12 protein-coding genes and 1 pseudogene are annotated in these 11,432 nt (G+C 71.5%); 7 read left to right on the top strand and 6 right to left on the bottom strand.

Annotation, left to right across the window (positions count from 1 at the left end):
* Nucleotides 1-204 precede the first annotated feature (204 nt).
* Nucleotides 205-891 (bottom strand): hypothetical protein, encoded by a 687-nt coding sequence (locus tag K6I34_RS20665; protein ID WP_229327800.1) that lies wholly within the window; start codon nt 889-891, stop codon nt 205-207.
* 276 nt (nt 892-1,167) lie between these two features.
* On the opposite strand from K6I34_RS20665, the gene K6I34_RS20670 reads away from it, so the two are divergent.
* On the top strand, nt 1,168-1,518 hold the full coding sequence (locus K6I34_RS20670) for a hypothetical protein (RefSeq protein WP_229327801.1): 351 nt from the start codon (nt 1,168-1,170) through the stop codon (nt 1,516-1,518).
* A gap of 279 nt (nt 1,519-1,797) precedes the next feature.
* On the opposite strand, the gene K6I34_RS20675 is transcribed toward K6I34_RS20670, so the two are convergent.
* The 5 genes from K6I34_RS20675 to K6I34_RS20695 are packed head-to-tail and all read right to left on the bottom strand — an operon-like array spanning nt 1,798 to nt 6,725.
* Nucleotides 1,798-3,219: an MFS transporter gene (locus tag K6I34_RS20675; protein WP_229327802.1), complete on the bottom strand. Its 1,422-nt coding sequence runs from the start codon at nt 3,217-3,219 to the stop codon at nt 1,798-1,800.
* Complete coding sequence (locus tag K6I34_RS20680) at nt 3,216-4,511, bottom strand: ATP-grasp domain-containing protein (protein ID WP_229327803.1); 1,296 nt, start codon at nt 4,509-4,511, stop codon at nt 3,216-3,218. The genes K6I34_RS20675 and K6I34_RS20680 overlap by 4 nt, the downstream gene beginning before the upstream one ends.
* Before the next feature lie 12 nt (nt 4,512-4,523).
* A complete protein-coding gene (locus tag K6I34_RS20685) occupies nt 4,524-5,300 on the bottom strand; it encodes a creatininase family protein (protein ID WP_229327804.1) in 777 nt (258 codons plus the stop codon).
* Nucleotides 5,297-6,199, bottom strand: coding sequence for a dihydroorotate dehydrogenase (locus K6I34_RS20690; protein ID WP_229327805.1), 903 nt, complete (start codon nt 6,197-6,199; stop codon nt 5,297-5,299). The genes K6I34_RS20685 and K6I34_RS20690 overlap by 4 nt, the downstream gene beginning before the upstream one ends.
* Nucleotides 6,200-6,209: 10 nt before the next feature.
* The gene (locus K6I34_RS20695) at nt 6,210-6,725 is read right to left on the bottom strand and encodes a nucleoside 2-deoxyribosyltransferase (protein WP_229327806.1); all 516 of its coding nucleotides are present in this window, start codon (nt 6,723-6,725) and stop codon (nt 6,210-6,212) included.
* 748 nt (nt 6,726-7,473) lie between these two features.
* On the opposite strand from K6I34_RS20695, the gene K6I34_RS20700 reads away from it, so the two are divergent.
* The 6 genes and pseudogenes from K6I34_RS20700 to K6I34_RS20725 all read left to right on the top strand — a co-directional run.
* Entirely contained in the window at nt 7,474-7,743 is a 270-nt protein-coding gene (locus K6I34_RS20700) for an acyl carrier protein (protein WP_229327807.1), read from the top strand.
* A complete protein-coding gene (locus K6I34_RS20705; RefSeq protein WP_229327808.1) occupies nt 7,740-9,128 on the top strand; it encodes an aminotransferase class III-fold pyridoxal phosphate-dependent enzyme in 1,389 nt (462 codons plus the stop codon). The genes K6I34_RS20700 and K6I34_RS20705 overlap by 4 nt, the downstream gene beginning before the upstream one ends.
* On the top strand, nt 9,125-9,649 hold the full coding sequence (locus tag K6I34_RS20710; protein ID WP_229327809.1) for a thioesterase family protein: 525 nt from the start codon (nt 9,125-9,127) through the stop codon (nt 9,647-9,649). Before K6I34_RS20705 ends, K6I34_RS20710 begins: the two co-directional genes overlap by 4 nt.
* A complete protein-coding gene (locus K6I34_RS20715; RefSeq protein ID WP_229327810.1) occupies nt 9,594-10,139 on the top strand; it encodes a 3-hydroxyacyl-ACP dehydratase FabZ family protein in 546 nt (181 codons plus the stop codon). The genes K6I34_RS20710 and K6I34_RS20715 overlap by 56 nt, the downstream gene beginning before the upstream one ends.
* The gene (locus K6I34_RS38685; RefSeq protein WP_229327811.1) at nt 10,133-11,245 is read left to right on the top strand and encodes a beta-ketoacyl synthase N-terminal-like domain-containing protein; all 1,113 of its coding nucleotides are present in this window, start codon (nt 10,133-10,135) and stop codon (nt 11,243-11,245) included. Before K6I34_RS20715 ends, K6I34_RS38685 begins: the two co-directional genes overlap by 7 nt.
* A gap of 4 nt (nt 11,246-11,249) precedes the next feature.
* Nucleotides 11,250-11,432, top strand: a pseudogene (locus K6I34_RS20725) (polyketide synthase); the annotation flags it as partial.

The raw sequence follows: 11,432 nt of genomic DNA on the forward strand, positions 1-11,432 counted from the left end.
CCCCACCCGATTGCCCCCCTTCGGCCCGCACTCCACTTGTCCGGATCGCGAACCCCCGGCACGGCGGGCGCCGACCGACTCCGCGAAGAACTTCCCGGGCATGGCTCCTGGCTCATCCGCGCCCGCAGGCAGGTACGGGGGCGGGGGCTTCCGCCGCGTTCGCCGAAAGCCCCCGCGGGCCTGCTGTCCGCCTGTCAGTCGTGTTCAGTGTTGCTGCGGACGGCCGGAGCGGTCGATGCGCAGCTTGCTGGTCCGGACCGACTTGTCGATCGAGGTGCTGTTGTCGGTCGAGGTGCTGTTGTCGACCGTGCTGCTGGTCTCGGTGTCCGTGCTCTGCCCGCAGCGGTTGTGGTTGGCCTGCTGGACGTTGGACAGGTCCGCGCTGCCGCCCTTGCCGCCGTTGGCCGTGGCCCCCTGGCGCTGAGCGCCGCGGGTCGCGGCGGAACCGCCGCTGCCCGGGCCTCCGATGCCGGTGCCGCCCTTGCCGGGACCCCCGGAGGCGGGACCGCTCGTACCCGAACCGCCCGGGGCCGAGCTGCCGTCGTCACCGAAGACAGGGCCGCCGATGTTGCCGAAGCCACCGCCGTTGTCGGCCGCACCGGAACCGCCCTTGGCGTTACCGCTGGTGGCGTTGCCGCCGGCCCCGTTGCCACCGTCTCCGGACCCGCCGGACCCGTCACCACCCACGCCGACCCCCAGGAGATCCTGGGCCTGCCGCACCACCGCGCTTCCGCCGGAGGTGTCGACCAGAGAGGCGTTGTAGGGGTTGTTGCAGTAGATGTACGTGGGGCCTTCGCCCTGGCCCGGAGTGGCCGAGGCGGTCCCGCAGCCGACCCCGAGAGTGGTGACGGCGAGCGTGGCGGCGGTAGCGACCCGCTTGACGATGCTCACAAGCTTCCTTCCAGTCGGCGCCAGCATGCGTATGACCGGCGTACTTTCACACTCAAATGAACTGCCGACCATGGGGAAGGTGACGGGTTAATTGCGATGCGTCACCTTTACCGCATTCACCCACCCTTCCCGCGGGGGGAGGGGGAGGGGGGAGTGCCGACCACTCCCCGATTCACCCGCAAACCACCCATACGGGTGATAGGCGTCAAATGGAGTGGACAGGGGGATGTGTCGATATCCGCACCAACGCATCGATGCGCTCGGATAGGGGGGATCGTGTTTTCCTGGAGAGTTGCCCTGCGTCTCGCCGTCGCGTTCACACTCGCCGTCGGGGTGACCGGCATGGCGAAGGCCGAGGCCAAGGCACCTGTCTGTCCGCCGCCCGATGGCGGGGCCTGCTACTTCACGTGGATCGACACAGATGGGACGTCGCACACCGACAACCCGACGGCGGGCTACTGCTACCAATCGCCCCAGACCATCGCCGGGGCGAACCACACCGGCCGCCGGGTCTACCTCTACGGGGACAGGGACTGTGTGGGGAACTCCGTGAAGTACGTGGACCCCGGGCTGTCCTGGAGGGACGGCAGTACGGTTCTGTGGTCGTACAGCCTCGCTTCATCATGAGCTGAGCCGTTCCACCCCGGCCGGGAGGGCGCCTCGCCCGCCCGGCCGGCCTCCGGTCAGGGCAGGGCCGGAGGCGCGGGCGCAAGCAGTCGTCAGACGAGTTGACTCACCAGCTGGAAAATGCCGGTGACGGCGAGGTTGATGAGGGCAACGGCGCTGCCGAGAAGACCGCCGACGATCGGGAGAAGCATGAACCCGCCTTTCGTGAACCACAACTGACGGCTCCACGCTTCCCCGCCGACGCACCCGCAATCGCAAGGCAACTGCCGTATCGATCCCTCACTCGCGCGTTCGGCGCCGTGGCATCGCCAGGAGGATCGTGACGAGGGTGAGGGCTGCCGCGATCCACGTGATGACGTGGAACGCGTCCGTGAGCACCTGGGCCGTCTCCGGGGAGTCGCCCGCCGTCAGCGGGGTGGACGACATGCCGTCCGGGAGGAGCAGACGGTACGTCACCGTGGTGACCGTGCCGAAGACGGCGATGCCCAGGCCGGCGCCGACCTCGTAGGAGACGGATTCGATGCCCGCCGCCGCGCCCGCCTGTTCGGAGGGGGCGGTGACCATGATGAGGTTCGAGGCGACCGTCTGGACGAGGCCCTGGCCGAGGCCGATCAGGGCCAGGCCGAACGGGACCAGTGTGCCGGAGGCGACCAGGACGTATCCGGCCGCCGCGAGCAGCAGGCCCGCGGGCACGCCGGTCCGGGGGCCCGTGCGGTCGACGATCGGGCCGCCCACCAGCCCGGCCACCACCGCGGCGACCGGCATCGGCAGCAGGTACAGCGCGGCGTCCGCGGCCGACATCCCCTCGGCGAACTGGAGGTACTGCACCAGTTGCAGCTCGAAGCCGACCATCACCAGCACCGGCAGCACCGAGGCCACCACCCCCGCGCGCAGCAGGGGCAGCCGGAACAGGGAGAGGTCCAGCATCGGGTGCTTCGCCCGCTGCTGCCGTCGTATGAAGAGGACCAGCGCCGTCACACCCACCGCGCCCGGCACCAGCACCTCCGCCGGGCCCACGCCATCATGCGTGACGGCGATGATCGCGTAGGCGGTGCCCAGCAGCCCCACCATGGAGAGGATCGGTGACGTGGCCTCCCAGGGCTGCCGCTCGGCCTCCACCTCGTTGCGGAGCAGCAGGGCCACGGCGGGCAGGGCCACCGCCACCACCGGCAGGTTGACCAGGAACGTCGAGCCCCACCAGAAGTGATGGAGCAGGAAGCCGCCCGCCACCGGCCCCAGCGCCGACGCCCCGGCCGCCACGGCGCTCCACGCCCCGATGGCCACCGCGTGGTCACGGCCGCTGTCGAAGGTCTGCCGGATGAGCGCCAGCGTGGCCGGGATGATCATCGCCGAGCCGACCGCCAGCACGGCCCGGGATCCGACCAGGGCCAGTGGTCCCGACGCGGTCGCGCACAGGGCCGAGGCCGCGCCGAACACCACCAGCCCGGCCATCAGCAGCCGCTTGTGCCCGATGCGGTCGCCCAACGGGCCTGTGACCAGCACCAGCCCCACCATCAGGAGCGAGTACACGTCCACGATCCACAGCAGTTCGGTGGGGGACGCGTGCAACTCGTCGGCCAGGGTGGGCACGGCGATGGTGAGGATGGTGACGTCGACGGCGGCGGGAAGGAAACATAAGAGCACCACGGCCAGCACCAGCCAGCGCCGGGCCGTGGCGACTGCGGGCAGCGTACTGGTCACGTGTCGAGGCCCAGCGCCACTCTGGCCTTGACTATCAGATCGTGCAGCTCTGCGAGACTCGGTGCGAAGAACATGCAGCTCAGTCTTCCAGTGTGCAGATCGGTGAGTTCGGTCGGGACCACCCCTCGGTCCGCGTGCCGGGGCGAGGCCACGAGCTGCCCGAGCAGGCGCAGCACCTCCGCCAGCTCCAGTCCGTCCGGGAGCCCGTAGAAATCGTAGTTACCGACCGCGTGCGTGGTGAGGTAGCCGGGACCGATGAACTGGTCGCCGAACTCGTGGACGTGAGTGGACCCGGTGCGGCGGGCGTTGAGGTCGTGCATATGGACCTCGCCGTCACGGGCGATCGCGTCGATGCCGAAGTGTCCGCGGTAGCCGCGGCGTTGCATCTCCTCGGCCAGCCGCTGCCCGCCCTCGGTCAGCGGCCCGTACCACCACTCGTTCTTGAGCTCGCGCGCGGTGACGTTGCCGCGCAGGTGGGTGGCTCCCTCGAAGAGCATGTCGGTCGTGTAGCAGAGATGGGGCCTGCCGTGCTCGGGCACCATGTACTCCACCGACGGGAACGCGATGTCCCCCTCGACGAACTCCTCGACCACCACCGCGTCCTCGCCGTAGAACGGGCTGGCGGCCAGGCGTTCGTCGATGTCGTCGTCGCCGGGCCTGAAGACGATCAGGCCGATGCTCGCCTCGCCCCGGTCCGCCTTGACGATGCAGGGGCTTCCCGTGGCGAGCATCTTCCGCACCGCCGCCGGGATCTCCTCCGGCCCGGCGCAGTGGATGCCGGGCGGGATGCGGCAGGGGCCGTCGGTCATGCCGAGGTCGGCGGCCAGGTCGCGCAGGCCGGTCTTGGTGTCGAACACATCGCGCAGCTCCTGTCGCGGTGTGCTCTCCGGCAGCTCGGCCTCGACGCCGTGCCCGGTGCGCAGGGCCTCGACGAACCGCCACAGGTCGGCGGTGGTGGTGTGCGGGATCAGCCGGATCCTGCGCCCCGGCCCCGCGTAGGCGGCCACGGCGGCCATCAGTTCCGGGTCGGCGAGCGCGTCGGCGAACAGCGAGCCGGTCCTCCCGGCCGGGCTGAGGTTCACCACGCCGTCGAGCTCCAGGAACTCCCGCTGCCAGTCCAGGTCGGCGATCGGCTCGTAGGTGATGATCATCTTGGGCAGCGGTCCCCAGAACAGCGCCTGGTCCTGCTGGGCCCAGCACTCCGACAGCAGCTCGTCGACGCCGTCGGCGCGGACGGCGAAGTCCCGCAGGGTGTCGACGGCGTTGCTCACGCAGACGGTGGGTACGGTCATGGCTTTCTCCTCTCAGTCCTCTCGCAGCAGTCCATGGCCCTTGGTCACCAGGTCGACCGCGGCCGCGACCACGTGCCAGAACAGTTCCTCGCCCAGGGCGGCGGTGGCTCCCGAAGTGCTGGACAGGACGCCCTGGTTGGTCGTGGTGTCCACGTCGACGGGGTGCAGATAGATCCCCGGGCGGGGCGGCTCGGTGTGGTCGGGCCGCTCGGCCGAGACCAGGTCCGGACGCAGGTAGAGCATCAGGCTGGTCTCGGTGAGCCCCGCGTGCTCGGCGTGCCACCCCGGGAAGTACGGCACCCGCGCGGCCAGCCAGTCCATGTCGACCAGGCTCCACCAGCTCAGCGCGATGAACTCCTTGCCCGCCGCCACCGGCCGTCGGCTCACCTCGTCGAGGGCCTCGAAGAGGAAGGGCTCGTTCTCGAAGTGCCCGTTGACGACCAGCAGCCGGTGCCAGGGCAGGGCGCACAGCGACTGGAGCGTGTCCACCAGGAAGTCCAGCAGCGACTGGCCCCGCACATGGACCGTTCCGGGGAAGGCCAGCCCGCCGCCGCTCTGCGGCAGCGACCGCGCCGCGATGGGCTGCACCGGCAGGGTCAGCGCGGTGAGCTCGTAGGCGATCTGCCGGGCGAACGCCTCGGCCAGCACGGTGTCCACGGAGAGCGGCAGGTGCGGGCCGTGCTGCTCGGTGGCCCCGATCGGCCACACCACGGTCCGGCCGTCCGTCGCCGCCAGGATGTCGGCGCTGCTCAGGTCGCTCAGCTGCGGCCCTGCCGACCGGGGGGTCACGACCGCACCTCTTCTGTCTCTTCCTCTTCGACCTCTTCGACCTCTTCGGGCCGGTGGGCTTCGGCTCCATGGGTCGATGACCCGGTCTCGGCCACGATGCGGGCGAGCGTGGCGTGCATGTCGGTGTGCAGCGCGCTGTAGACCTGCGCCACCACCGCGCCGAGCCGGAGGTAGTCGTGCACGTCCTGGCCCGACTGCACGCCGCCGGAGGCCAGTACGGGCAGCTGGAAGCCCGCCCGGCGCAGCTTCCACAGCGAGGCGAGCACGAGCGGCTTGATGCCGGGCCCGGAGTAGCCGAAGACACCGCCGAGTTCGAGCTCGCCGGTCTCCGGGTGTACGACGGCGGCGGGCAGGGTGTCGCTGACGGTGACCGCGTCCGCGCCCGCCCGGGCGGCCGTGAAGGCCCGGGCGTTCAGCCCCTCGCCGCTGGCCAGCTTGACCGAGAACGGCAGGCGGGTCGCCGCGCGGACGGCCGCGGTGTAGGCGTGCACGCGCTCGGCGGTGTCGTCGAGGCCGGCCTCCTCGTTGAGGCAGGAGATGCCCAGCTCCAGCGCCCGGCAGCCCGTCGCCTCCACCCGGGCGGCCAGTTCGGCCAGTTCGGCCGGGGTGTCGGCGTGCACCGACGCGATGACCGGCAGCCCGTCGCGGGCCAGGCTGCGCAGGATGTCCAGCCAGTGGCCGACCGACCGCTTGGAGTAGGTGGTGCTGTTGATCATTCCGGTGGGCAGCCGGAGGATGCGCTCGTCCAGGTCGGTGGGCGGGCTGGGGTGGATGGTCTTGGTGATCACCGCGCCCGCGCCGGTGTCCAGCAGTCGGCGGATGTTCCGTTCCTGGTCGGTGAGCAGGCCGGAGCCGACCACGACCGGATTGGCCAGGTCCAGCCCGAGCACGTGGGTCACGGCCGCCACCTCAGACCGTGGTCCGGGTGCGGGCGAGCGCCCCGAGCACGCTGTCGATCAGCCGCGACGGGTCCAGGGCGACCTCCTCGGCGGAGAGGAAGGTGGCCTCGGCGACCTCGGAGAGCCCCTTCAGCAGGTGGCTGGCCGACTCGGCGAAGGGCTGGTCGGTGATGCCGACGATGGGGCGGCCCAGCGCGCTGGCCCAGCCCAGCTCGATGTGCGTGCCGTCCGTGCGCAGCAGGGTGCCGTTGTGCACCGGCAGCACCGGCACGAACACGTCGCACTCGCGCATCCACCCGTAGTCGCGCACGGAGACCTGCTCGGGGGTGAACGAGGCGGTGTCGGCGCCGAAGCGCTCGGCCACGTGCGCGGACAGCACGGTGCCGCCGGCCCGCCGCACCCGGTCGATGGTCTGGCGCACGCTGTCGCGGATCGGTGCCGCCATGCCGCCGGGAACCAGGGCGTGCTGGATCGGGCCGCCGACGAACACGGTGACGCCGCTGAGGGCGTCCGGGGAGACACTCATGGCCTTTCGATACCCCTTCGATAGAACCTGCCGACGACCGCGCTCGACGACTGTGGGACCAGGCGGGGTCCGGTCATCGGAAAGGCCGTCGGAGAGAGAGGACGCGGGCAGCGCAATGTTGGTGCGGCTGCGCCGGGTTATGAGGAATCGCGGCGGCGCCCGCATACGGGCACGGGGCCGCGATGGTATCGCCAGGGGAACCGGGTGCGTGCTCTTCCCGCACCCCGAGTTCACCCCTGGAAAACGAATGGGAGGCATGACCCTAGCCCGGCGGCATTCCATGCCGCAAGGGAGGATCATGGCGCATGACGCTACGTCGGAATGTGCACAAGCGCATGTACCCAGCCAGCGGAAGTGTATGCACCCGGCCAGGAGAACGCGGTTTCGGCCATCATTCCGGATGCGGCCGTCGGCCCACTTCAGGGGCGTGGCCGACGGTCGGGTCAACTCCCGTCCCCGGCAAACGCGCTGGTCAGTGGATCGTCGGTCGGCCCGCCGGAGCAATCGCGTGCAAACGGCCCCGCACCCGGCGCCGATGGCACATGACTGGCGTGATTCCACATCGCGTTGACAGGCCATGATCCAGCAAACTAGCTTCAGCAACCATCAACGGTTGGCTCCGGTTTATCGACGGTCGCCATCGGCCTGCTGTCGGCCGATTTACCGCTGCATTCCCTCCGGTATTTCCTGGCGCCGGATGCTCAGTCGTGCCCTTTCGGATAAACCCCGTCCAGAGGTGAGAACGCTGATGAACCCTTTGCAGACGATCAAACAGATTCTGTCCTCCGACGTGCTGGTGGAGGTACCGACCGACCAGATGCGGCTCGACGACAATCTGCGCGAGGGCTACGGCATCGACTCGCTCGGCTTCGTGGAGCTGCGCGTGCGGTGCGAGGAGTCCTTCGGCATCGAGATCCCCGACGAGGCCTTCGCCGTGGAGGAGCTGTCCACCCTCGGCGACGTCCTCGCGCTCGTCGAACGGCTGTCGGGGGCCGATCACTCCCCGGCCACTGCGTGAGTGCGGCCCCGGCCGCACGCGACGACCGCACCGGGGACGACCCGGCCGGTGTGCTGTTGCGCGGCGCGGACCTGCACCTCAACCACTACGGGTCGGAGCGGCTGCCGTTCGCCTGCGTGGGCGGCAGCGGCCTGGAGCTGGACATGGTCGACCTGAGCCCGGAACACCGGGGCAGGCGGCTGCGGCTGCTGGACGCCAGCGGCGGCTACGCCAGCGCGGCGCTGGGCTACGACCACCCGGTCGTGCGCGCGGCGGTCGCGCGCGGCACCGGGGTCGGCAGCGTCACCGACGAACTGGGCTCGCTGGAACGGGCGGAGCTCCTCGACCGGCTCTTCGGGCCCGGCGGACTGTGGACCGACCAGTTCCCCACAGGCCAGTACCACGTCAGCGGACGCAACTCGGGCTCCGAGGGCAACGAACTGGCGATGCGCCTCGTACTGGAGTCCCGGTTCGACGCCCGGCGGCTGAAGCACCGCCCGGGCAAGGAGCGGCGCGACACCATCCTGGCCTTCCAGGGCGCCTGGCACGGCTGGACCGGCGGGCTGGTGCAACTGCTCAACCGCAGGCACTACCAGGCCGGACTGCCCGCGCCGGAGACCGCGGCCCCGTACGGCGTCCGGATCGAGCACATCCCGTTCGGCGACCCCGCCGCCCTGGCGGAGACCTTCACCGCGCTCGCCGACCGGCTCCTGGCCGTGGTGGTCGAGCCGATCCAGGGCGACGCCGGCATCATCGAGCCCCCGCCCGGCTATCTGCGCGGCCTGTCGCGGATGTGCGCGGCCAACGACGTGCTGCTCGTCGCCGACGAAGTGCTCACCTTCGCCAAGACCGGCGGTTACTTCGCGATGCGGGACGCGGACGGGCCGGTGCCCACCGACATCACCGTCATCGGCAAATACCTGGGCATGGGCGCGGTGTCCACGTCCATGGTGATCGCCCGGCGCGAGCTGACCGTCCGCGCGTCCGGCGCCGTGTCCACCTCCGACCTGCGACCGTCGACCTGCGCGGTGATCCGCGACGGCATCGAGCACATCGAGGCCGAAGGGCTGCTGCGCCGCTCGGCCGACGTCGGCGGGCACCTGGCCAAGCAGCTCGACACCGTCCTGGTGGGCCGCCACCCGGACGTGTTCACCGAGGTCCGCGGCACCGGGTTCATGCTCGGCGTGGAGCTGACCGCCGCCGCGGCGGCCCGGATCGGCGCGCTGCGCACGGCACTGATCGAGGCCGGGGTGTACGCGGAGTTCATGGCGGGCGCGGGCAAGCGGTCCGGCGACCGGCGCTACATCCACCCCACCCTGCGCATCGTGCTGCCGCTGAACACCGAACAGGCGCTGGCCGACGAGGTCGTGGAGCGGGTGGCGGCCGGTGCCCGGGCGCTGAAGTGACCACGGGCACGGAGGCGAGCACGGACGCGAAAGCGGCCACAGGCGCTGAGGCGAGCACCGCGTTCCGTGCCCGGATCGAGCACGTCGACACCGACGCGACCGGGATCGTGCACTTCTCCCGCTACACCTCGCTGATCGAGACCGTCGGCACCGAACACCTGGAGGAGTACGGCGCCGGTCTGACCGCCTTCACCGCGGCGGGCGTCGACCTGGTCGCCACCGAGCTCCAGGTGACCTACCTCAACAGCGCCGTGCACCGCGACGTGGTCGTGGGCGACACCCGGGTCGAGCACGTCGGTGCGGCCTGGTTCACGCTCGCGGTGGACCTGCTGCGCGAGGAGGGGGACGGCACCCGTACCCCGCTGGTGTCCGGCCGGCTCGTCTACGCCGCCGTCGACCCCGACACCCGTCGCCCGGTGCCCCTGCCGGCACCGCTGCGACACGCCCTGAGAGGAATCGTCCCGGATGCAGCAGACGACGAACGCAGCACCCCCCGCCCCCGCCTCCGCTCCCGCTCCTGAAGCGGCCCGCGTACCCCGGCCGCTGGGCACCTCGGCGATCGCCGCCCTGGTGCGCGGACGCCACCCGCGGCTGTTCATCGACCGGGTGCTCGACCATGAGCCCGGAGTGTTCCTGCGCAGCATGTACGCCGTCTCGGCGGAAATGGGCGCGCTGTCCGGGCACCTGCCCGAGCGGGGCCTGACCCCGGGCGTGATCCTGCCCGGCAGCCACACCATGCAGGCCTTCGCCCAGTCGGGCGTGCTGCTCTACCAGTTGAGCAGCAAGCCGCTCGCCGACGACGAGGTGACCCTGGTCGGCACGGTCAAGTGCCGGTTCCTCGCCCCCGTCGTCCCCGGCGACCAGGTCGTGCTCGACGTGCGGGCGGACCGGCTGTCCGGCCACACCTTCACCTTCTCCGCCTCGGTGACGGTGGAGGACCGGCCGGTCGCCCGGTTCCGCGGCGCGATGAGCCGGGCGAAGATCGACCCGGCGGGGGCCCGCCCGTGGTGACCCCGGTCATCACCGGACTCGCCTGGGACACCCCGCTGGGCCGGGACCCGGAGGCGGTCTGGGCCCGGCTGTGCGCGGGAGAATCGGGCCTGGCGCCCGTCGAATCGCCGCACCCGTTGCGCAACTCCCTCGCGGCCGTGGTCGATTCGGTGCCGTACGGGACCGACCCGGGCAAGCGCCAGCGGGACCTCGCCGGGCAGACGCTGGCCGCCGCGTTCGCCGACGCCGGGCTGTCCACGGCCGACCCCGAAGTCGGCCTGGTGCTGGGCACGAGCTTCGGCGCCTCCCTGGACGAGGAGGAGCCGACGCTGCACGCGTGGGCCGACGACGCGGCGGCGGGCATCGGGCACCCCGGTGAACCGGTGTGCGTCATGACCGCGTGCTCGGCCGGGTCGGACGCGATCGCCCTCGCGCACACCCTGGTGCGCTCGGGACGGCGGCGCGTCGTCGTGGCGGGCGGCGTGGACGTGGTGACCGAGGCCAAGCGGCTCGGGCACTCCGCGCTGGGCACGATGAGCCCCACCGGCACGAAGGCGTTCGACCGGGCACGCGACGGGATGCTGCTCGGCGAGGGCGCGGGGTTCGTGGTGGTCGAACACCCCGACTCCGCCCGGGAGCGCGGCGCCCGGACGTACGCCCGGCTGCGCGGGACCGGCGCGTCCAACGACGCCGCCGGGCTCACCGCGCCGGACCCGTCCGGATACGCGGTGGTGCGCGCGGTGCGGCGCTGCCTGGCGTCGGCGGGCCTGACGCCCGCGGACGTCGCGGTGGTGAACGCGCACGGCACCGGGACCGCTCTCAACGACGAGGCGGAGGCGCGCAGCCTGCTCGAACTCTTCGGTGAGCGTGGTCCGTTGGTGTTCGCCACCAAGGGCGCGTTCGGGCACAGCCTGGGCGCGACCGGGGCGCTGGAGGCCGTCGCGACGGTGCTGGCGCTGCGCCACCGGCAGGTCCCGCCCGTCGTCGGGCTGCGCGACCCGGCGGCACCACTGCGGCTGGCCGTGGGGTCGGCACACCCCGTGGGCCCCGGGGCGGGGCTGAGCCTGACGCTGGGCTTCGGCGGGTTCAACACCTGCCTTCTGTTCGAAGGAATGTCGAAGGGATGACGCCGTGACGCACGTGCTGCCGGGCACGCGGGTGCTGGGGTCGGCGACAGTGGTCGCCGAGGACCCGGCCCAGCACTCCGTGAACAAACCGTCCTTCTACGCCGACCCCGCGGCCTGGCTGGTCGCCGAGACGGTGGACCGGGCGCTGGCGGACTGCGCCGAGCCCGTGCTCGACGCCGCCGACGAC

It is taken from the genome of Streptomyces sp. UNOC14_S4, from assembly GCF_020740835.1.
GTDB lineage: Bacteria > Actinomycetota > Actinomycetes > Streptomycetales > Streptomycetaceae > Streptomyces.

Coding starts and splice junctions, on each gene's coding strand:
- K6I34_RS20680 (WP_229327803.1), bottom strand. CDS start 4,511: ATGACCGTACCCACCGTCTGCGTGAGCAACGCCGTCGACACCCTGCGG.
- K6I34_RS20700 (WP_229327807.1), top strand. CDS start 7,474: ATGAACCCTTTGCAGACGATCAAACAGATTCTGTCCTCCGACGTGCTG.
- K6I34_RS20715 (WP_229327810.1), top strand. CDS start 9,594: ATGCAGCAGACGACGAACGCAGCACCCCCCGCCCCCGCCTCCGCTCCC.
- K6I34_RS20695 (WP_229327806.1), bottom strand. CDS start 6,725: ATGAGTGTCTCCCCGGACGCCCTCAGCGGCGTCACCGTGTTCGTCGGC.